Annotated in this window: 10 protein-coding genes and 4 pseudogenes; 5 read left to right on the top strand and 9 right to left on the bottom strand. The window is 47.5% G+C overall.

The annotated features are described in order from the left end of the window. From AC2AXP_RS22525 to AC2AXP_RS22515, 3 genes are all read right to left on the bottom strand, one after another. Positions 1-3520, bottom strand: a 3520-nt coding sequence (locus AC2AXP_RS22525) for an inverse autotransporter beta domain-containing protein (protein WP_484381985.1), incomplete at its 3' end; no start/stop codon positions are given. Between the two features lie 411 nt (positions 3521-3931). Then, positions 3932-4516: a helix-turn-helix domain-containing protein gene (locus AC2AXP_RS22520; RefSeq protein WP_484381984.1), complete on the bottom strand. Its 585-nt coding sequence runs from the start codon at positions 4514-4516 to the stop codon at positions 3932-3934. 833 nt (positions 4517-5349) lie between these two features. Continuing rightward, a complete protein-coding gene (locus AC2AXP_RS22515; protein ID WP_409325987.1) occupies positions 5350-5904 on the bottom strand; it encodes a tyrosine-type DNA invertase in 555 nt (184 codons plus the stop codon). Positions 5905-6470: 566 nt separating this feature from the next. Here AC2AXP_RS22515 and AC2AXP_RS22510 point away from each other — a divergent pair. Continuing rightward, positions 6471-7570, top strand: a protein-coding gene (locus AC2AXP_RS22510; protein WP_484381983.1) for an IS3 family transposase whose coding sequence is annotated in 2 segments (ribosomal slippage) — positions 6471-6732 and positions 6732-7570 — 1101 coding nt in all. Because the reading frame shifts where the segments join, the coding sequence is not laid out codon by codon here. 239 nt (positions 7571-7809) lie between these two features. Next, complete coding sequence (locus AC2AXP_RS22505; RefSeq protein WP_484381982.1) at positions 7810-8094, top strand: hypothetical protein; 285 nt, start codon at positions 7810-7812, stop codon at positions 8092-8094. A 520-nt stretch (positions 8095-8614) separates the two neighbouring features. Here AC2AXP_RS22505 and AC2AXP_RS22500 read toward each other — a convergent pair. From AC2AXP_RS22500 to AC2AXP_RS22475, 6 genes and pseudogenes are all read right to left on the bottom strand, one after another. Beyond that, positions 8615-9765, bottom strand: a protein-coding gene (locus tag AC2AXP_RS22500; protein ID WP_484381981.1) for an IS3 family transposase whose coding sequence is annotated in 2 segments (ribosomal slippage) — positions 8615-9507 and positions 9507-9765 — 1152 coding nt in all. Because the reading frame shifts where the segments join, the coding sequence is not laid out codon by codon here. Positions 9766-9981: 216 nt separating this feature from the next. Further along, positions 9982-10290 (bottom strand): annotated as a pseudogene (locus tag AC2AXP_RS22495) (integrase core domain-containing protein); the annotation flags it as partial. A gap of 16 nt (positions 10291-10306) precedes the next feature. Continuing rightward, a complete protein-coding gene (locus tag AC2AXP_RS22490; RefSeq protein WP_484381980.1) occupies positions 10307-11392 on the bottom strand; it encodes an IS110 family RNA-guided transposase in 1086 nt (361 codons plus the stop codon). A gap of 273 nt (positions 11393-11665) precedes the next feature. Then, positions 11666-12534: pseudogene (locus tag AC2AXP_RS22485) on the bottom strand (IS3 family transposase); the annotation flags it as partial. A gap of 71 nt (positions 12535-12605) precedes the next feature. Beyond that, positions 12606-12767: pseudogene (locus AC2AXP_RS22480) on the bottom strand (IS110 family transposase); the annotation flags it as partial. Positions 12768-13846: 1079 nt separating this feature from the next. Beyond that, positions 13847-14946, bottom strand: a protein-coding gene (locus AC2AXP_RS22475) for an IS3 family transposase (RefSeq protein WP_484381979.1) whose coding sequence is annotated in 2 segments (ribosomal slippage) — positions 13847-14685 and positions 14685-14946 — 1101 coding nt in all. Because the reading frame shifts where the segments join, the coding sequence is not laid out codon by codon here. A gap of 411 nt (positions 14947-15357) precedes the next feature. Between AC2AXP_RS22475 and AC2AXP_RS22470 the strand changes: the two genes are divergently transcribed. From AC2AXP_RS22470 to AC2AXP_RS22460, 3 genes and pseudogenes are all read left to right on the top strand, one after another. After that, positions 15358-17805: an autotransporter outer membrane beta-barrel domain-containing protein gene (locus AC2AXP_RS22470; RefSeq protein ID WP_484381978.1), complete on the top strand. Its 2448-nt coding sequence runs from the start codon at positions 15358-15360 to the stop codon at positions 17803-17805. Between the two features lie 1269 nt (positions 17806-19074). Continuing rightward, positions 19075-20541 carry a hypothetical protein gene (locus AC2AXP_RS22465; protein ID WP_484381977.1) on the top strand — a complete coding sequence of 489 codons (1467 nt, stop codon included), beginning with the start codon at positions 19075-19077 and terminating at the stop codon, positions 20539-20541. A gap of 915 nt (positions 20542-21456) precedes the next feature. Next, positions 21457-21534 (top strand): annotated as a pseudogene (locus AC2AXP_RS22460). The last annotated feature ends 1664 nt before the right edge of the window (positions 21535-23198 follow it).

Genomic DNA, 23198 nt, shown 5'->3' with positions numbered 1-23198 from the left:
ACGTCAGCACAGCCACCTTCCCGGACACCGGGTTGCCGTGCGTATCCTTCAGCGCAACCGTCACCACCATGTTGGCGCCCGCGATGTAACTCGCCTTGTCCAGCTCGATGGTTGACTGGGTCGCCACTGCATCACTCGCCGCAATGGTGTACGTGCTACCCGCCGGCTTGGTACCATCAGCCAGCACCAGACTGGCTTTCAGATCGATACCCACTTCAGTCGCCGTATAGGTCGCCCGGTACGTTCCGTCCTCTTTCAGATCCTCCAGCCACGTGCCCTGCAGTGCCCCCTTCGGAACCTGCACAACCTTAACCAACTCGCCACCATTCTCACCCACAAGAGGACTGCCCGTATTATCCTTCAGCGTCACGGTCACAACCATGGCCTCGCCAACGCGGTAACTCGGCTTGTCCAACTGAATAGTTGAGTGTGTCATGCTCGCATCGGAAGGATAAATGCCATACTCCGCTGACGATACAGTGCCGCTGCCCAACACCAGGGTAGCTGTCAGGCCTTCGCCCGCCAGGGTGGCGGTGTAGACGGCCTTATAGGTGCCCGGCGAGCCCGCAACCTCCGACCACGTGCCTTCCAGATTGCCATGAGCAACCTTCACCGCAGTCGGCAGCGTAGCGGCCTTCCCGATCACCGCGTTGCTGTTTACATCTTTCAGCACAACCGTCACCTGCATCCTGTCGCCGGTGATATAGCTTTCCTGCTCCAACGCGATGGTTGAGGTGCTCACCACGGCATCCCCCGACACGATATCGTACGCAATCGACGACTTGGTGCTGCCATTCAGAGTCAGCGTGGCTTTCAGGCCAGTCCCCACAGTAATGGCCGTGTACGTTGCTTGGTAGGTGCCCGGCGTGGACGTTTCTTTCCAGCCATCTGCTTTCAACTCCCCTTGCCCAACCACCACCACACCCGCAGGGCTCAAGTCCGCAGCGCGTCCAACGACCGGTTTATTGCTCTCATCCTTCAGCGCCACGGTCACGGTAATGTCGGCACCCTGCGTGTAACTCCCTTTATCCACCGCAATGGTGGAGTAGGTCGCCACGGCCGGACTCGCCACAATGTCGTAGTGGGCCGGCGGCGTTGCGGCGATACCCCCCAGCGTCAGCGTCGCACTGTGGCTAACCCCAACCATTGCGGCTGTGTAGACCGCAGTGTAAACACCTTCGCCTTTTTCACTCCACCCCCCTTTCAAGGTGGCACCCTCCACACGGACCGCCTCCGGGGTCAGCGCCGACAATTGACCGGCCACCGGATTGCCGGAAGCGTCACTCAGTACCACCGTCACGGTCATGTCTTCACCGGCGACATAGCTCTCTTTATCCATCGCAACCGACGAGTGAGATGCCACCGCCGTACCCGCTGTCAAAGTGACCGATGCGCTCAATCCCCCGATAGCACTGCCGTTGTATTCCGGAACAAGCGTGTACTTCCCAGCCACCTTGCCTTTAAGCGTCGCGGTATACACACCTTTCTGGTTGCTTTCCGTTATGGTGCCCAACGTCACGGCATCCGCCGCACGTTGCTCGCCCCGCGCCTCAGACTTCATGACCAGTGCCAGCTGGCCCGCCAGGCCACTCAGTACGTCGCCCGCTGCATTTTTCAACGTCAACGTCAACGTGGTCGTCGCGTTATTATCCGCCGACAGCACCTCAGGGGTCGCCACGAAGGTCGACTGTGCCGCGGCGGGCACCATGTCATTAATGTTTACGCGTGCCGCTCGCAGCGCCACGCCACTGACCGTTGGCGTCAGCGTGACCACGCCACTGTGCACCCCCGCCGTCACCGTGATTTCGTACGTGCCGGATTTGGCTTTTTTCGGTGCAGAAACACTGACGCCAGCAGGGAGGTGTTGAGCCTCACTCCCACCTAGGATAATCTCTGACTCAGCCACATCGACCGACAGCCCCTGAGCATCTTTCAAGGTCAACGTTAATACCTGCTTCCCCTTGCCATCGGCCAGCAGTACACTGCTGGCTGGCAGGAAGCTGCTCAGACCTTCATTGATGACCGGTGCCAGCACAGTCACCTGCGTCTCACTCTGGTTCGACGAATTGCCTTGCGTATCAACTGCTACACCACTGACCGTGTAAGTATTCACCGCACCCGCTGTCGACCGATACGCTGGCAACACCACGCCATACCCCATCGCGCCGTCATGGATGAACTTCCCACCCGCAGCCAGCAAGTCCGGCGCTGACCAGTCAATGCGCTCCAAGCCGTATTTACTGTTTACCGACACCCCGAGCGATTTATGCTCTCCGGCATAACCGGTCACCAGTTCAGCAGTGTGCAAGCTGATAACTTCTTTCTTACGGTATTCCAGTACGATGTTGTTGTTACGCTCAACCAGGTCATGTCGGCTGCCAGCCAGGCTGCGCATCGCCGCCACGGCGGCCGGATCAATCTGCTGTTGCCACGGCAAACCCAACTGGTAACGCATTTCCACACCCACGCGGGCGTCATTCTGGCCAGCCTGGCCCTGGCGATATTCCGCGTTGAATGTCAGCAAGGGTACCGGGGTATAGCTCACCCCTGCCGTAATGGCATGCGGGCTACGTTGCCTTTCTTCCTCACCAAACAAACCAACTTCGTTGCCGTAATATTGTTCATAGGTCAGCTTGCCACCCACTTGCGGATAGGCCGGCAGCCAAGCCTGTGCCCGCACATCCCAGCCATTGGCAGGGCGCTCTTCATAATCTGTCAGGTGCGGGGAATCCTTCCAATTGCTCAGGCGCAAGTAACTGTTGACGCCCAGTTTCAGGAAGTCACGCCAGTACTCCACCCCCACCCCCATTCGGGTATGGGAGCGGGATAAATCATGGTCGAGAAACGCGTTCCCACCCAGCATCCAGTCATTATGGAACCAGCGATACCCGACCCCGATGTTGGCTTGAGTACGCTCATCTGTGCGGTGCATGCTACCTTGTGTAAAAACAAGCTGGTTTGGTTGTTCGTAGAGGGGAACCAGCAGATCGAGCTGAGAGTTCTTGAGAGAAAAGTTTTTATCCGAATTCAGCTGAACGCGCGCTGTACCAAACTGACTCAGCCATTGCTGCACTTCATTGCCAGCGGCGCCAGTCGCCATCCCCCTGGCCAACGCGGACACTTCATCCCCTCCAGGGTGATGAGACAGGAAGCCGCCGGCGCTCGACGCCAGGCCAGCAACACGACTTGCTTCATCATCGGTCTGCACCGCGGGCGCAGTCCCTTTAGTTTTGCCCCTGCTTTCCCAGACCACCGGCGGCAGTGGCGCCACCGGCACGTCCAGCTCATCTCCTGCACGCAAGTTTTCCCACCCACGTGCAAAGGTGCGGAACTGATTGAGTTTACGCAGCGCGTCAGGGGTCATGTTGTAATGTTTGGCAACTGAGTTCACTGTCTCGTTAGCACCCAACACATATACCCGTGTCGCCATGGCAGCCACTGATGTATCTGGAGCAAGAAATGAAGTTTTTTCAGCGCGCGCTGCCATCACCGGCGTAAAGGCCAGCGATATCGGCAACACAATCTGAATGCCTATAGTTACCCAGGACAAACATGCCATTAATGGGGATAACCTTTCCCCACACCTCAAAGTAGTTTTGCTATTTTTATTCATGCTAAATAGTCTCAAACTTATACAAATAGAGATCCCCCCGCAGCGGAGGGTGCTACCCTGCAAGCAGGGGGCATCAGAAAGAAAGGAATGGCTTGCCGAAAAAACAAACACTCAGCCCAATAACCAACGGGAGTAATCAAACCAGTAACTCATGACGCCTTCTTTAAAACAAAAAGCATCCTCTTTCATACAAAAGAAGATGGAAGGCGTCATTGGAGCGACCTTGCAGATCAAAACTGCATGTTATAAATAATGCACCAAGGCAATACTGCGTAGGTATAAATCACCGCACGTCCATTTACCGCTACCGCCTTGCATTTATCCTTTCCTGACTAATTCCCAATACAACTCCGTATTGCTCCTCACCATCAGTTTTTTCATGGCATTCCGCTTGTGTGAGCTAATGGTTTTTATGCTGCGATTACTTAATCGTGCGATATCGGTCACTGTTCGCCCGCGGAGCCACTCTTTCAAAACAAAGGCTTCTGAATTGCTAATATTATTGCCCGGTTCGGTATTGGATTGTTGCTCCAAGAGAACCTCCTTACCCTTGTCACCTACAATCCCCTGAAGCAAGTGTGTTCTTATGGTCTCGCATTGTTCGTTGCGACGAATAAAGGTCATGCCATCAGAATCAGCCCATTCTGTATCACTGAAAATGACAAATCGCCCCCCGATTTCATTTTTCATTTTTTTTGCACTACGAAATGCCTGCATTTCATCAGCGAAATAAATATCAATGATAATCGCATCCCCGCCCATATCACATTCATTCAATGCCTCTAGACGGTCATGTACCGCGCGTATATTCACCCCCATAGCTCCAAGCATCACTTCCAATCCAAGAACGCCAAATGGTGAATCCCCGACAATAGAAACACTCAATTCCCGAACAGTTACCATAGTGTCCTCCGCGTCTTCACAATTAGGATGAGATATACGTTGCTTGACCGCCTACAGCATTAACGCCGCAACTAAATAGACGAGAAATAACCAATAACAGAAAATACAGCCAGCCAAAACGACAGGCAAAAGACAAGCATGCATAGCCATACATTTCTCCGGCTACACCACCGCCTATCCTCAAAAAATATTTTTCTCTTCATAACGAACTCCAGCGCTTAGACGCAGTCAGTCATAGGGAGTGAGTAAATTCATCCAGAACAGAAATAAGCAAACGAGCGCTGGACGACCTCACTCCCACGAAAAAAACAAAATACAAAACCATGCAGCCAGAAAGCACAAAAATAAAAATGCTGAACAACATAACGCAAGCTATGCAGAACAATTTTACGTTTGCAATCGTGGTGAATTTTCTGGGTTTCAGGTAACAAGCAAAAATACTCATGCAATACCCTTGCCTGGCATTCTTACCCCCTAAACGACCCGCTATACATGCCGGGCAGATCCGTTGACAACCTTCCATCATGGCTACCGCACGAGACACTTTGATACAAAATGTCTCATGGGCTAAAAAGACATTATCGTGTTGATAATATTGCGGATTTATAGTTTTCTACTTTTTGCGTGTAGGAGATGAGAGGGATTTTTAATTCGTTTTAGCTTTGTTTATTGTCAGTTTTGGGATTTATCCGCTATCTTCTAGTTGTGTGGGATTTTGGGCTGGCTTAAATTGATGATTGTTTGCCCAATCTGGTGGTTTTTAACTCACACGGACGCCTAGCGGGACATTTTGTATCAAAATGTCTCATGATTTCTAAGTTTAAGATAAAGCGTTAAACGCTCCAAAGTTTGAGGAATCGGGCCGCATTGCTGGCCGTATAGGTGACAGTATGTTGAATGTTACGATGCCCGAGATAGTCTTGAATCAGCCTCGTATCAACCCCTTGGTCTGCTAAAGCAAATCCGCAAGAGTGCCTCAACATGTGAGGATGAACTTTTACCGGTATCTTCGCTAGTCCCCCCAGGTCAGTGACCAGACTGTATACTCTTTTTCTTGATATTCTCAATCCCTTGGCTGAAAGAAAAACCCATTCGCTATTAGCGCCACTAAACCCCTTTCTTAATTCATACCACTCCTTCAACATCTCTACCTCTTTATCTCTTAATGGATGTATTGTTGAAAAACCATTTTTCAATCTATATATACAAATGGTTTTCTCTTCCAGATCGATATCTGACAATCTTAAAGAACAAAGTTCACTCACCCTTAACCCATGAGTAAAGGATAGATAAACCATACAATAATCCCTCACGCCATATAGGCCTTTTAGACTTATTTCCAATAGCTTTTCAATTTCATTGCTTGTCAAGTGCTTTCTTTTTTTCATTGCAGGCATCACTCTATATTTTATAAAAAATGATTTATAATAAACATTGATGAAATCCACATGCCCAACGAGACAATAATCCAACTTTTCTTCATATATCAAGCCCATGTCTTGTGACCTTTCTGGATTTCATCGTGTGTAGTGTATACTGTACATATCAAAACCTCACTAAGCATCGTCACAAAAAATACGTTTTTTTTGTAAAGATAACGAGTCCCTCCCCCGGTCAATTCAATCCCCCCATCGATAAAAGCAACCCTACCAAATAACCGCCATGCAAAAAACCACAAGTCCCCTCTTTAATAAAATAAACTATTACTCTCTATTAAAAACCAATCAACCACACCCCCTCCCATTTCATTTTAACAATGCGAATAATAAAAAACATCAATATCTCCCCTGAAAAAAAACACCTTACTTTGCGCCTCATATTTTATTATTTTTCCAACAACATTTTTACACATATCCCCCCACACCCACGACTTGATGATCTCTTCCCTTTGTTCAGTACCGGCGTAAAGTAGAGTTTTCGGCCTTTCTTCTCCTGAAAAAAGAGGTCATCTGACATGAAAAAGACACGTTATACCGAAGAACAGATCGCATTTGCCCTGAAACAGGCGGAAACCGGCATGCGCGTGGAGGAAGTGTGCAGAAAGATGGGGATTTCTGAGGCTACTTTTTACAACTGGAAGAAGAAGTTTGGCGGCATGGGCGTGACGGAACTGCGTCGCCTGCGCCAGTTGGAGGAAGAGAATCACCGCCTGAAACGGCTGGTCGCCGATCTCAGTCTGGACAAGGAAATGCTGCAGGACGTCATCCGAAAAAAGTTCTGAGGCCGGTGCAGAAACGCGAGGCGGTCGAATACCTGCTGGCGGCGTATCGCATCGGGGTTCGCAGGGGATGCCGGTTGATGATGCAGAGCCGAACGGTCTACAACTACCGCAGCTGCCGCGATGACCGGGCCCTCACGCAGCGGATACGGGAGATTGCAGAAACCCGCATTCGTTATGGTGTGCAGCGGATCCATATCCTGCTGCGGCGCGAGGGCTGGCTGGTTAACCACAAGAAAACCCATCGGATTTACTGTCTGGAGGGGCTGAACCTGCGGTCAAAACGCCCGCGGCGGCACGTGACGGCCAGGCACAGGCGTATCCGCCCGGCGGTGACCGCGGTGGATCAGTGCTGGAGTATGGATTTCGTTGCTGATAATCTGTTCAACGGACGCCGGATCCGTGCCCTGACTGTAGTCGATAATTTTAGTCGTGAATGCGTGGCGATCGAGGTAGGCCAGGGACTTCGCGGTGACGATGTGGTCGCCGTGATGGAACGGATCAGGCAGACACAGCAGCGAGTGCCCCAGCGGCTACAGACGGACAACGGCAGCGAATTTATCTCGAAAACGCTGGATCGCTGGGCGTATGAAAACAGGGTAACGATGGACTTCTCCCGCCCCGGGAAGCCCACAGATAACGCCCTGGTTGAGTCATTTAACGGCAGCCTGCGTGATGAATGTCTGAACGTGCACGGGTTCCTGTCACTGGAAGATGCTCAGGAGAAGATCGAGCACTGGCGGCAGGAATATAACCAATACCGGCCACATTCCTCGTTAAATAACCAGACTCCGGCAGAATTTATCCGAAGCCTGCAAACAGGCCCGGATCTCTGATTTATCCTGGCACCGATATTGGGAAGGGATCAGTCGGCAGATAATGAAATCTCTGCTACTGGTTGCTAACACTCCAGTCTATGTCAAGCATTGCTTCCCAACCTCACATTACGGTGGCTTCTATCGACGAGTTCATACTCGCAAATCACTGTGTTAAGACATTCCGGCAAGTTGTTTAATGGTTGTTGAATTTTTGTATTAAATAATCAACCAACATTTTACTTTAGAGTGATTAACATATGGGAAAAGCGATCCTTTCAGGTAACCTGCAACTGGAAATTCTTGACGGCCTGTTTGCAAGCCATCCCAACACACTCACCTGGTATGTGTTCGTGGAACAATTTGGTGAATTGGATGATCCTTATCTTATCGTCAATATACAACAACTCATCGCCGACAAACTGATTACTCCAAATGCCATTTCCCATAAGGCCGGTCAGGAACGCATTGTTACGCCTCAATTAAAATTGACACCCGAGGGGTTACAATTTATTACTCATAACCCCCCGATACGTAAATTCTAACTGCAAATTACAACGCAGTTTTTTGGCTATTCAACTTCTTCCTGGCTTTCAGTCGTTTTTTATCGGCACCCGTAACCATACCAAGCCGATGCACGCACTCGGGCGCGCCCAATAATATCCCCATTGCGGGTTGTTCTCTACCCTACCCGCTACGACTGCCTGAGCCTTGTTTTTGATGGGGGTCACATTCGACCTCTCCTTACCCTAGTTCCCGACGATGCACTGAGAGTAAATCTCACGCACGTAGTTTTCTGCGTCATCGGATTACAGGGCTACTATGCTTTACGTTGAAGTGTCTATCGGCCCTTAAAAAATACATACTGCCAGCTCTACTCTGACACAGGTGATGACAGCGAACATTTTCGCATATCCACTTGATGGGTATGGGGGGCTATTTTGGCGCAACGGTACGCTAATGAACAGAAAGCAACCCAAGGCGGCATTGCAAAAAGAGGGAAAGCGCTGGCCACTGATTTTAGCCTTGAATGAATGATCTTACCCACGTAATGTGAACATAGCCCTAAGCGAGGTTCTGGTTTTCAAACTGTTCGGGGCTGAGTCCGCCACAGGAGCTGTGACGTCGCCACCGATTGTAATCACATTCGATATAACTAAACACCGTCGTCCGCATGATTTCCCGGCTGATAAAGCGCTCACCGTGGATACATTCCACCTTCAGCGAGTGGAAGAAGCTTTCCGCGCAGGCATTGTCATAGCAGTTGCCACGGGCACTCATGCTCCCGCGTAGATTATGGCGCTTCAGCAACCCCTGATAGTTCGCCGAACAGTACTGCCCGCCTCTGTCTGTATGCACGATGACATTTTTCGGGCGCTTTCGCCGCCAGAGCGCCATCTGTAACGCATCGCAGGCCAGTTGTGCCGTCATTCGCGGTGACATTGACCAGCCGATGACTGCACGGGACCACAGGTCAATGACCACCGCCAGATACAGCCAGCCCTCATCGGTGCGAAGATACGTGATGTCTCCTGCCCACTTCTGATTCGGGCCACTCGCGTAAAAATCTTGTTTCAGCAGATTTTCAGACACCGGTAGGCCATGTTCTCTGTAGCTGACCGGGCTGAACTTCCGGGCAGCCTTTGCACGAAGTCCCTGACGTCGCAGGCTGGCGGCAATGGTTTTGACGTTGTACTCAGGCAGTTCGTCAGCGAGACGAAGCGCACCATAACGCTGTTTTGCTTCAGTAAATGCCTTACGGACAGCAGTATCACAGACGAGTCGGAACTGCTGACGTGGTGTTATTTGCTGACGACGCAGACGCCACGCATACCAGCCGCTGCGGGCGTCCCGCAGTACCCGGCACATGGCTTTGACGCTGAACTCAGCCTGATGCTTTTCGATGAAGACATACTTCATTTCAGGCGCTTCGCGAAGTATGTCGCGGCCTTTTGGAGAATGGCCAGCTCCTCTGCCTGTTCCGCCAGTTGGCACTTAAGACGGGCAATTTCAACGGACATTTCCTGCTCACGTTCGGAAGAACTGCGGACATTGTTAATCTTGCTGCGCCATGCGTAGAACTGGGATTCGTACAGGCTGAGTTCCCGGGCAGCGGCAGCAACACCGATACGTTCCGCCAGCTTCAGGGCTTCGTTGCGAAATTCAGGTGTGTACTGTTTGCGGGGCTTCTTACTGGTTGATACTGATTTTCTCATGAGTCACCTCTGGTTGAGAGTTTACTCACTTAGTCGTGTGTCCACTATTCGCGGGTAGGATCAATCGAAGACATCAGCCCGGGCCAGATCCCTGGTTTTATAGATGCGTTTTCTGATGCGTTATTTTTTCAGCGAACTGAAGGACGATTCGGCTACCGCGTTATCCCAGCAGTTGCCATGTCGGCTCAAGCTCGGCGCCTGGTTATTGTGAAGTGGTCAACAAAAACTGGCCACCGCGTTAGAGTTTTTCCAGTATCGATTTTCTGATTCGCTTGGTGGCAACCCACCGTTATATTCGTGCGGCCTGAGTGCGCTGTAATACCCAACGATGTAGTCCGTTATGGCGTGAGTCGCATCGCTGAAGCTTACGTAACCTGTCACTGGCACCCATTCGTTTTTCAGACTCCGGAAGAAGCGTTCCATTGGGCTATTATCCCTACAGTTTCCACGCCGGCTCATACTCTGTCTAATCCGATAGCGCCATACTAACTGCTGGAACTGCCTGCTCGTATAATGACTGCCCTGGACGCCCTTCTAAGAGTCAAGCCGTTATCGGGATGCTGTCGATCTGCCTGTTTTGATTTCGCAGTAATGTATAAACTTCCCGTGAGATATATCGTTTCAGGCACCGTATTGCTTCCATTTTTGTATGCCCTTCGGCTACTCGTCGGGCGACATATTCCTTCGTTTTTGCGTCAGTTCGTAATCGACCAATGGCGATGATATGGAGAGCACTATTCGCAGCACGATCTCCGCCCCGGTTAAGTCGGTAACGGTTCGTTTTTCCTGAAGATACAGGTACAGGGCTGACACCACACAGTGCTGCAAATCCTGATTCAGAACTGAGCCGTTGCGGATTGTCTCCGGCAGTAATCAGTAACTGCGAAGCACTTTCGTATCCAACAGCATTACGTTTAATCAGATCAGGCGCCAGCTCGTCGACAATTGCCGCAATCATGACATCCAGATCAGCGATCTCGTCATGTAACTCGAGATAGCGTCGGGCCAGGGATTTTAATGTAATGCGATAAACGTTCGTAACATTGCGGTATTCACTGGCATCTGGCCTCCAGGATCCCAGTGTTCTGATAAGCTGCATACGCGTCATATTTCTGAGCTGTTCACGCAGTTCATCTGGCGCAGAGACAATATTGGAATGAATTATCTGGAGAGCGACCTTACGGGCTGATATCGCTGTTTTTCGACAGGTTTTTAGCACCCGCAGAGACTCAATCATGCCATCACGTGTTTTTGGCGTGACTGTCCGTATTCTCGCGAAGGCGGCATGAGCAGCGCACTCGGCATCAATCGTGTCGCTTTTTCCACGCTTATGTCGCTCCATGCGGTCTGGTGTCGTTACCTCAAGCACTTCTACTCCGGCTTTGAGTAAATAACGTAGCAGTCCTGAGCCATAGGTACCTGTGCACTCAACACCAATTCGCTGTACTGGGCCAAAAGTGGCCATCCAGGCCAGCATCTGGCGGTAGCCCTGTCGTGTTGTGGAGAAATACTCCGTACCGAGGACTTTGTTGTGTTGATTAACTACAGCAGCAACGTGCAGGTCTTTATGCGTATCTACACCACCAATAATGGCAGAAGCAGTGGCATCAATATTTTCATCATTCATGGCTGGTCACCTGTCAGGACGACATAATTGAATCTCCAGACAGATAACCCGGACAGGACAGTAAAGAGACACGCCGTCAGGCTCTTCTTGAGTCACGCGCACCGGTGAGGAGATGCCTCGCATGAAGTTGCTTCCGGCAACCGACGAGTCCAGGGCAGGACACAAAAGGTCGATCGCTGTGTGAGTCAGGATGCGGGAAGTTCTTCACTGCATCAGTAATCACATCAATCTGCTCCGACAGCAAACAGCGCAATGATGAAAACTGACACAGGTATTATTACTATCGCTATGGAACATCACTCCTGCCGGCTTACCGCGAGTTTCCCATGCCATTTCAAGCGCTTTCATGGTGAGTCTACTGTCCGGCGAGAACGACATTGCCCAGCCCACTGGCTTTCTTGCAAACAGGTCGAGAACAACAGCGAGGTATGCCCAGCGTTTGCCTGTCCAGATATAGGTCACATCACCGCACCACACCTTGTTTGGCTCTATTACGGCGAACTGTCGCTCAAGGTGATTAGGGATAGCAACGTGTTCATGACCACCACGCTTATACCGGTGAGGCGGCTGCTGGCAACTGACCTGCCCCAGTTCTTTCATGAGCCGGCCAGCAAGCCAGCGTCCCATCTGGTAGCCTCTCTGGGTTGCCATTGTGGCGATGCTTCTTGCTCCGGCCGAACCGTGGCTAATGCCATACAGCTCAAGTACCTGACTTCGTAACACAGCCCGTCTGCTGTCTGGTTTTTCAGGACGATTTTTCCAGTATTTATAGCTGCTGCGATGAACCCCAAACACATGGCAGAGAGTGGCCACAGGATAACGCGCCCTGAGTTTCCCGATTATCGAGAACTGTTCAGGGAGTCTGACATCAAGAGCGCGGTAGCCTTTTTAAATATTTCGTTTTCCATTTCAATACGTTGTAGCTTTTTCTTCAGTTCACGTATTTCGATTTGTTCCGGTGTTATCGGAGAAGCTTTTGATGTTTTGCCCTGACGCTCTTCACGCAGTTGCTTGACCCATTTTGTCATTGTGGAAAGACCGACATCCATAGCCTTAGCGGCATCAGAGACGGTGTAGTTTTGATCGACAACCAACTGAGCGGATTCGCGTTTGAATTCAGGACTAAAATTTCTTCTTTTCATTGGAGCACCTGTGTTGTTCTGAGGTGAGCATATCACCTCTTTTCAGGTGGCCAAATTCAGTAAACCACTTCAACCCAGGCTAGCAATTGACGGTATCCCTGACGTGTTGTCGCGAAAAACTCACTGCCCAAAACACAATTATTTTGATCAACAACGGCCGCAACATGGAGGTCTTTGTGTGTATCAACACCACCGATAACATAGGATGAATGAAACGCTTTTGTCTTCGCCATATATCACTTCCTGCGCCAGAAATTATTTTCCGTTTCTCCCGACGATAACCCGGACAGGACAGTAAAGAGACAAGCCGTCAGACCCTTCTTGCGTCACGCGCATCGGTGAGGAGAAGCCTCGCATGAAGTACTTCCCGATTCCGGGGAAAGACACATTGCTGGTCGATCAGAGTGTGGGTCAGGAAACCAGGAAGTCTTCACTGCATCAGTGATCTCATCGGCGCAAGCCAGTAGCAAGCATAATGATGAAAACTGACACTGACATTATTACTATCCGAGTGCATGATAACCTCACCGTCCTGGTTTTCGTCGCCATACGGCCATGATCGGTGCAGCAATTCACAAATATCGGTGTAAAAGCGTAATACCAACGTTCTTGCATCTCAATTCTAAAATTGACATTCAAGGTCTTCCAATTTATCGGTCATACCCCCAAGCATACATACTAACGACAAATCACAACGTAGATTTGTCCGGCTGTTCCATTTATGCAATGCCCCCCATTACTGCCAGAAATAAACACGCCGCACATACATCCTTGAATAACATGAGCAAACAATCAAGCATGCTCAAACTCTGGCATAAACTGGATTAAAGAAATTTTAATTCACATTTTGATACCACCCGACACATCACCACGATGTATTTTTACATCAAACCCATTGAGGTTATGTTTAATTACAAAAGCATATAGTTTCTCGTGGTGGTCAATAGCCGTAGTAACTAGTGCTCACCTAATCCCTGAATGTTGGCATTGCGTTTTGCCCCTCGTCCGGAGGGGCTTTTTTTACAATGACAATAGGTGTAACAGCTCGTAATCAACGTAATTTGCGGCTCACATTAAGTGATAATGAAAACTCCCCATTGCATCACCCTCCGCATTTGATGGGTAAACCCAAAGCTGACAATCCGATGAGACACTTTTCCAGTCTCATTTTAGGTTTTTTTTGTCTCATGCTACGTTTTCTTCATCTAGAATCTAACGAGACATTTTTTATAAAAATGGCCTTTACGGTATGCCCGGGTTTCAAGTAACGATCAGGATCCTGATCCCTTCCCAATATCGGTGCCAGGATAAATCAGAGATCCGGGCCTGTTTGCAGGCTTCGGATAAATTCTGCCGGAGTCTGGTTATTTAACGAGGAATGTGGCCGGTATTGGTTATATTCCTGCCGCCAGTGCTCGATCTTCTCCTGAGCATCTTCCAGTGACAGGAACCCGTGCACGTTCAGACATTCATCACGCAGGCTGCCGTTAAATGACTCAACCAGGGCGTTATCTGTGGGCTTCCCGGGGCGGGAGAAGTCCATCGTTACCCTGTTTTCATACGCCCAGCGATCCAGCGTTTTCGAGATAAATTCGCTGCCGTTGTCCGTCTGTAGCCGCTGGGGCACTCGCTGCTGTGTCTGCCTGATCCGTTCCATCACGGCGACCACATCGTCACCGCGAAGTCCCTGGCCTACCTCGATCGCCACGCATTCACGACTAAAATTATCGACTACAGTCAGGGCACGGATCCGGCGTCCGTTGAACAGATTATCAGCAACGAAATCCATACTCCAGCACTGATCCACCGCGGTCACCGCCGGGCGGATACGCCTGTGCCTGGCCGTCACGTGCCGCCGCAGGCGTTTTGACCGCAGGTTCAGCCCCTCCAGACAGTAAATCCGATGGGTTTTCTTGTGGTTAACCAGCCAGCCCTCGCGCCGCAGCAGGATATGGATCCGCTGCACACCATAACGAATGCGGGTTTCTGCAATCTCCCGTATCCGCTGCGTGAGGGCCCGGTCATCGCGGCAGCTGCGGTAGTTGTAGACCGTTCGGCTCTGCATCATCAACCGGCATCCCCTGCGAACCCCGATGCGATACGCCGCCAGCAGGTATTCGACCGCCTCGCGTTTCTGCACCGGCCTCAGAACTTTTTTCGGATGACGTCCTGCAGCATTTCCTTGTCCAGACTGAGATCGGCGACCAGCCGTTTCAGGCGGTGATTCTCTTCCTCCAACTGGCGCAGGCGACGCAGTTCCGTCACGCCCATGCCGCCAAACTTCTTCTTCCAGTTGTAAAAAGTAGCCTCAGAAATCCCCATCTTTCTGCACACTTCCTCCACGCGCGTGCCGGTTTCCGCCTGTTTCAGGGCAAATGCGATCTGTTCTTCGGTATAACGTGTCTTTTTCATGTCAGATGACCTCTTTTTTCAGGAGAAGAAAGGCCGAAAACTCTACTTTACGCCGGTACTGAACAAAGGGAAGAGATCAATCCGTATGCTTGCACAGCCCCCGCCATTTAAATAATAAAAAGTAAACGCAAAACATTACCATAAATATTGCCCACCATTGAGCAAGTGTTTATTGTTGGCGTGTAACACCTGCCATAACGACATTACTCAGAATATTTAACTAAAATCAATAAAAAGAATAAAAACAAATAGAATAAAACACGTTTATGTTAATTTTAACGATCTAATGTTTTGCAAATCCACATTTTTCAGCATAAAATCCTTGTTAGCTAATGTCGTTATGGTTGGACACATAGCCAAAAATGAAAGCACGAATATAAAAATAAATTGTAGGTAAAAAATAGAATAAACATGATGATAATCATAAAGAAAAAGCCGTTGGTGATTGCACTGTCGATAGTTTTATCCTCCAATGTCGCGTTTGCAACGATACAACAAAATGTAATGAACAGCGATTACGCAGGTAATAAAAAAGAAACATTCGGCAATGTAGAGATAAAAGACTCAACCTTTAGAGGTGTTTTTTCAGCAATATTGATAAACGACACACTTTCACATAACAACCAATATTCAGAGCAGTCTACGCAAATATTGCACTCAGCACTGTCTCATGCAGATGAGTTTATCTCTCATAGCTCCCAGGTAATTGGAGCTGGTGAGTCCATCAATGGTGTGTTTCGTGAAGAAAGCTGGCAACATGTACAGGGTTGGAGTTCATCATCATCTGATGCAATCTTCCAGGATTCAGCATCACAGGCCGTCACTAGCGAGGCAACGTCTCAAAATGCAGATTTTCATGATACAAGCTACCAACAAGTTCTTAGTGGGGGAGTTTCTCAGAATAGCACCTTCCATAATGATACCGTACAATATGTATCCTCTTCATATAAAAATGGAATGCTTCAAAAAGATTCCACCTCTGAAAATGAGGTATTTAAAGATAATTCCAAACAAGCTGTTTTCAATGGTGGTACAGTAGCAACTGCCTATTTTGAAAATAACTCGTCACAACTTCTTCAAAAAGATCCATCCGCAACACATACGGCAACATCAATTAATAGTGTTTTCAAAGACAACGCCAAGCAAAGTGTAGGTGATGGAACATTCTCGATCAGCAATACATTCATAGAAAATTCAGTACAAACCATTCACGATGGTGGCTCTGCAACCGGCACAGCCTTATCTGGCAGTGCTTCGCAGAGACTGGAAGATGGTGCCAAATCTGAAGATAACACCTTTAACGACAACGCGAGTGGCATCGTGGGAGGAAATGCCCAGATGCTGGGCAATACCACGCTGAACGGCAACTCGCTGCTGACTGTCATTGCTCATGATGCCTCTCACGGTTTTCCTGCCGGCCAACAACTGAGCAACGTCATCATAAATAATGACTCAATGATGTTAATCGCGCCCACAGGCAGCGAAGCACATCTGGTGAGGGCTGATAATATCACCCTGAATGGCGGGACAATCGCTTTCGGTCACGATAAAGGAACAGAATATACTGCATTGCTTGCGAAGGAGGTCAATGGTTCCGGTGGTATGCTCATCATGAATGGTGAGCTTGCTGGCGGCAATGACATGCTTCACGCGGGTACGATGTCAGGGAAAGGAACTTATAGCATCATTCTGAACAACACTGACTCTGGTAAAGAACTGCCTTATGATGAACTTAATCGCCTGATTACCATAGATAACATGGTCGATGGTGCTACGCCGTCTTTCACCCTGTATGCTGGCGAAGCTCAATCTATCCCTAGCAATCCTAATAACCCACCAAACAAGGGTAAAGGAACGGATCAGGGTACACATACGGCCACAGTCGTCACCAAAAAAGACCCTGTAACCGGCAAAACCATTGTTGGCCTGATTACGGATACCAGTAAAACCGCCAACGCCACCGATGCCGTGATGGCCCTGGCTTCCTCTACCCAGTACATCTTCGATGGCGAGATGCAGGCGCTGCGTACCCGTCGTGGTGACATTCAGCGCTTTGACCAGGGGAATGGCGGTGTCTGGGGCCGTTATCTGCACAACTCCAGTGATATCAAGGGAGGCGCCGGTGCAGATTATAAACTGGGCCAGAACGGTATGGAGCTGGGCGGGGACAAGGTGTTTGATGTGGCTGGCGGCAAGCTCTCTGTCGGTGCCATGACCTCGTACTCCAAAAGTTCGGTGAAGCAACGCGGCGACAGCAGCCAAGTCAGCAGCTATGGTGTCGGCCTCTACTCTTCCTACCTGAGCTCCGTTGGCTATTACATTGATGGCGTATTGAAATTAAACCACTTCAACAACGACCTGCGCACCCACACCGACCGTGGTCAGTCCGTCAAGGGCAGCTATGACCAGGATGGCTACGGTGCCTCTCTGGAAGCCGGTTACCAGTTCACCCTCGGTGATGGCATCAACATTGACCCGTATGCACGTGCCAGTTACTTTGCCGCTCAAGGCAAGGACATGGAGCTGAGCAACGGCATGAAGGCGGCCATTGGCAGCCAGAAATCCGCAAAAGGTGAGCTGGGTGTGTCCGTGGGCAAGGCCTTTGAGGTGCGCAGCGTGACGCTGAGTCCGTACATCACCGCCGCCGTGGAGCATGAGTTCCTAAAAGACAACAAGGTGACCTTCAACGACCGTTATACCTACAAAAATGACCAGTCAGGTACGCTGGGCAAGTTTGGTGCCGGCATGACTGCCCAGGTGACCAAAAACGCCCAGGTGTATGTGGAAGCGGATTATCGCAAGGGTAACAAGGTTGAAAGCCCGATTATGGGCAATGCCGGCTTCCGTATTAGCTTCTAAGTGCAATAAGCGGCCGGGATGCTCAGGTGCTCCGGCCGCCCCAACACCTCATTGGAGAGCTGTTTGTTCTCTTAAGTACCCTTTTTGCCCAACTTCACTGTTGGGCTTTTTTTTGTGTGTGCCCATCAGATCTCGACGACAATTATCCCGCAAGAGCCATGTTCGGAGCAGCATTCCACTAACATCAGTGTAAAAGCATAATGCCAACGTTCTTGCATCTCAATTCCAAACATCAGAGATGTTTTTACGGTTTACGTCTCTAGCATTAGCGATCAATTCAATTTTCTGGCTCCCAGTCACATTCGTTATGAACACTACATGTTTTCTAGATTAGAAATCAAACACCAAAATACTATCGCTATTTATAAAAACCTTCCCATTTCAATTGGCACGCCATGAGCGAAACCCTACGTTTAACATCGTTCCCAGCAACACATGGATAAATATGATTTCACTCCTATTTATCCATATCACTTCTCAGGAGGGATACCAGACGTACGTATATTTTTCTATCCCAAGGCTATACCATCCTGTGTGTCAAGCTGTGCCACCTAAACTCACATCACGTTTGACTTGTAGCAGCTCACATATTGCTCAAAAAACGTGGTGATTTATGATCTTCCATAGAGTTGTTTAATTCTTGTTGAGTTTACATATTCAATAATAAACCAGCGCTTTAGTTTATAGTGATTAACGTAGGGAAAAGCGATCCTTTCAGGTAATAGGAAGTTTTAAACTGTCCGTTAAGCTGGCTGAAGAGAAAAATACTGTACGGTTCTACAAACTAAAAAATTAGCTCACCTATAATTTTAGACAGTATTGTAAGTTATTGGTGAATGTCAAGTGAAGTTGAAAAAATTAAGAGGATTGCATAACGAACTCTTTTTATGAAATAAAGTCTATTATGGGGTGGAGACCAAGGCAATGTAATAGAATATAGGCACACCGAACATTTGGCTGGCGCCCAGAGTTAAACGGTTGGAATTTGTGGGATCTGACGTTTGAAGGATCTCTCGCTCCTCAACACTCCCTTTATTGATATGGACGTATATCAGTTTTCTAGTTTCGGGGGCTTTAATTTAAGATATATAGACGTTATTTAGCTCTCTTGCTTTTGGAAACCTCGCAAGAGCGCATCCATATTTTCTTAAATTCATTATTTTTCTTGGTAGGTGGGGTTAGTTGGCATGAGTGTTTTAGATGAGTATATTGGAATAACTTACATTGTGGTTAACCAAAGGCTAGCTTTCGGATCACAGGATAAATAAAATGTCGACAACAGTAAAGAAAATAAGTCTCTACTTTATTGCTTTTATAATTTTGACTTTTCTTTATGCACATATTTCCAGCCAGATATTACCAAGTTCAGATACCGTTTCAGGATTGTTAGAAGGCAAAGACATGGCTGAAGGTAACTGGACACTTAGTGGCTGGTATCTTTCTACTGTGTCATTCTATTTTACAGACTTAATTTGGTACGGAATTGCTTCTAAAATATTCTGGTATGGACAGTATCAAGCATATTTAATACCAGCAATAATGTATTCAATGGTGACGTTGATGTCATTTTATCTATCCAAGGAAAGTGCTGGTTCACTCTGGGCCATTGCGTTTTGCGTGGCTATTCCATCCTCATTCGCAGCATTAAGCACTTTAATATCGGTTATACATGTTGGTACCTATGCATCCATGCTTTTATGCTTCATGACGATTGAACGTTATATTAAAACAAACCAATTATTCTCGATAATCATTTACACTATAGCATTAACATTGACATGCTTCAGTGATGATATTATAAAACTACTTATAGTTTTACCAATATTAACATCTTCGCTTTACTTTTTCACAAAGGAAAAAAGACCGGTATATATCACAATATTTCTTGCAACTATATTTTCTTGCGCTTTATCAAAGACCATGATTATCTATGCAACAGCAAATAATTGGTTCATCCTCCCAGGGATACCAGACCCAACCTTTGTTGCATTCGATGATATTGGGAAAAACCTATACCTCTTCGCTAAAGGATTTATTCTCTATACCGGAGCATTTTTTTTTGGCAAGTCACCATTTGATATTACTACTATACTTTCTGTTTTCTGCTTTATTATTATGATCATTTTGATTATTTTCTCTGCATTATCAATAAGAGAGATATTCCCTACCTCGATGTTCAATATGGCCATATGCATAGCCTGCCTTGTTATGATCCCAGCCTTTCTTGTCAGTAATCGCCCCATAGATGAATGGTCGATAAGGTATATCGTTCCTTTCTTTATTCTTGTACCAGTGGTTATTGGTAGATCTTCACTATCAAAAGGATGGAAGTTTTTCACATTTGGTGGTATTGTCATTATAACATTTCTTTCTTCCGTTGCTGTTAGTGATAAAAAAGATATATCGAGTGACATCATAAACCAGATAAAAAATACCATTAGAGTAAGTCATCTAAAAAATGGCTACGCTTCGTTCTGGTTTGCATCATCTGTTAGCATTGATGGTGATATATCTGTTGCCCCACTTGACGTAAACAAGGGTTTGAATGTCCTATCTTGCAACAAATGGTTGTCAAATAATAAGTGGTACGAACGCGGCGGAAATTTCATCATAACTGACGATGGTTTAATGAGAGAGATAACAATCAAACAATTCGGTACCCCATCAAAGATTATTAACGTTGGCGATAAACAGATCTTTGTTTATGAGAAAAAGATTACCTTCAATTGTAACTGATTTCTCAGGAGAAGAACCAGCCTTTTTGTATAATCAATAAATTATCCAGACGTGCCGAAAATTCATTATCCGGTACGTTATCGGACTCGGATAACAGAGCACACATGTCACGCCAGCATTTTTTATACGTAACGTACAGCTACAACTTCCATTATTGTGGATTATGAGAGTAGCGGCAAGACTCTCCGGATCTCTGTTCCGATAAGACCAATTCCGTACAACTCCCACCCTGGGTTGCCAATCCTGTAAAACCTGTTCGAAAACTAACCACTCTTGAATACCTTGAAGCCTCCCGCCCCCGGTAGCTTACAGTTTTTTATACCTGCAACATAACGTAGAAACTTCCAAGAAAAGCGAGTGGCGAGGCGAAAATACAATTTCCTGAAAGGGAACATGCCCGTAGAATATAAATTACGCGGATTGAAACCCAGTCGCCCTCTATTAATGTAGTGGCAATGTTGTCGAGATACCCAAATCAGGAACCTCGGAAAATTTAAAAAATGTTGCTGTATTTTCCTCCAGAATGAAACCATGGCGCTTAACGTCGTTTGTTAAAAATGGTTATTTTGTTTTCCCGAAATGGGAACAAGTTAGCTCTAATGATGGGTGTTTTTCGCCTGATCTTGCTTGCCCCGCCGCAGCGCGACTCTTGTTATTTATGCCGCATGGAAACATGTGGCACGATAATTTGTTGCATTACACCCTACAATCTCACCGGTAAGCTGATAGGTAATTTATCGGTTGATTTAACCCGAATTCTTAGCAATTCCTGATACTTTCTAATAGGCGATATGAAGTGGTTATTGTGCGGTTTAATGTTGGTATCTTATTCTATGCTTAGGTTCTTTAGTTCCATTGGTTAGAACATACGACTCATAATAGTTCGCTGGTTCCAGCCCAGTAAAGGTTTCCAAACCGCCATTAGCTCAACAGGAAGAGCAACGACGACCATTAAGTTGTAGGTACGGGGTTCGAGGCCTCGATGGCGGACCATTTAAGACATCATATAATAGCTATTACAGCTGCCTTTCACGAAAATGTTGTGACTGGCCGCTCCAGAATAAGCTTTCCAGCCTGCGAAGATGGGATCACCTGGAGTGGCTGGAAAGCGCATTAAAAGGGCGCATTTAGTTTTGATACGCACTATCGATTCCTTTAATGGGGATTTTCTAAATGCGTCCCTCTAATGTGAAACAACAGCCGGTGAAGATCAGTATCCCGATGAAACCCTGGTCTAATACCGGTATTTTTTGCGTTTGGGTGGTTCAGGATCCAACTGTTGGTGGTGATTCACTGAGGTTAATTACCGAAAATAGAGAATGGTCATCAATATTGCCGTCTTTGACCCACCGTTTTTTCCTTTACGCACCGACCCAAGGAAAACTTTGCATTCTGCTAAGCAATGTCGTCGGGGTCACAGAAGTACATGAGTTCGGCCCGATAATTGAAAAATTCCTACGAGGAGGGATTTTTCAATTATTGGGAGTGCGTCCGATAGACTAAGATCCCTTAGTCCGTAGCACAAGAGGCAAATACTTTATGGAATCTTCAGCAAGCCCACGATATTATGCAAACACGCTTTTCCCTGGAAAAAAAACTATATCTTCAAGTGCAATTATTGTTCTGTCATGAAACTTCTCCATTTTAACGTTGAGTTTCGTCTCAAAACACCTCCATTACGGATAAAATCGGACCCTCGAGGCGTAAAGATTGATTGGTTATGCTATTAAAGGGTTGCGTATTTCAGCATTATGTTGGCGTATAGATAAGTTCGAAAAAAGAGCGTATCGCGGGTTTCAGCGAACAATGATGCACAGGATTTTGAATTAAAAAAAACGCCCCGCGGTGGAGGCGAAACCATTGGATAAGAAAGTCATGGATGAAGGCAGATAGTTACATCAGCCCACATCTCAACTATACCAAAGTGAGATTAAACGCCGCATCAACTGAAAGAAACATATCTAATTCCTACGAAAAAAAACCCTCTTCGGAGAGAGGGTTCAACGAAAAACCAGACTAGGGAAATAGGAGAGCATTTACTAGACAGACAACTAAATTACCAATAGGAACTATATACACCTGAAGGTAAACATAGCCTCAATGACATTGACAGAAAGTACCTTACGGTTATCTTTTATTTCGTTTGCCTCCCTCGTCATTTCGATTGCACATCGACAATGTGCAATACAATGATAGCTGTCGGAGATCCTGGCACTATACATGATATTTTAATCACAGGTGATTATATCGTGCTCGTCGCTAATGCAATTGAGATGAGTAGGAATGGATGCATTATTCTCCATGCAACCGCTCAGCATAATAATGCTTAAAACGGTTACTACAAACCTTTTCATACTTAGCCTCATTATGTGAGCTCGCATCATTTATTATGAAGAATTAACATTCAACCAAAGCTAAATGGAGCTGTTATGTGAAATGCCGCATGACACAAGAATCGCTGTTGATATCTTGGGAAAGTCGATGGCGTGACCAAATCCCCATAGAGATGAGGAAAGTTAAAACCGGAAATATGATCTTACCCAGCAATAGTGGACACGCGACTAAGTGAGTAAACTCTCAAGCAAGAGGTGACTCACATGACAAAACCAGCATCAACCACTAAAAAGCCACGCAAGCAACATACACCTGAATTCCGC

Source organism: Serratia sp. Sp408, from assembly GCF_057180665.1.
Note: the sequence above shows the minus strand (reverse complement) of the source record. Positions and strands in the feature narration are given on the sequence as shown.

What these genes read in the sequence shown, in the direction of transcription:
- AC2AXP_RS22520 (WP_484381984.1), bottom strand. Translation starts at nt 4,516, where the DNA reads ATGGTAACTGTTCGGGAATTGAGTGTTTCTATTGTCGGGGATTCACCA.
- AC2AXP_RS22515 (WP_409325987.1), bottom strand. Translation starts at nt 5,904, where the DNA reads ATGAAAAAAAGAAAGCACTTGACAAGCAATGAAATTGAAAAGCTATTG.
- AC2AXP_RS22505 (WP_484381982.1), top strand. Translation starts at nt 7,810, where the DNA reads ATGGGAAAAGCGATCCTTTCAGGTAACCTGCAACTGGAAATTCTTGAC.
- AC2AXP_RS22490 (WP_484381980.1), bottom strand. Translation starts at nt 11,392, where the DNA reads ATGAATGATGAAAATATTGATGCCACTGCTTCTGCCATTATTGGTGGT.
- AC2AXP_RS22470 (WP_484381978.1), top strand. Translation starts at nt 15,358, where the DNA reads ATGATGATAATCATAAAGAAAAAGCCGTTGGTGATTGCACTGTCGATA.
- AC2AXP_RS22465 (WP_484381977.1), top strand. Translation starts at nt 19,075, where the DNA reads ATGTCGACAACAGTAAAGAAAATAAGTCTCTACTTTATTGCTTTTATA.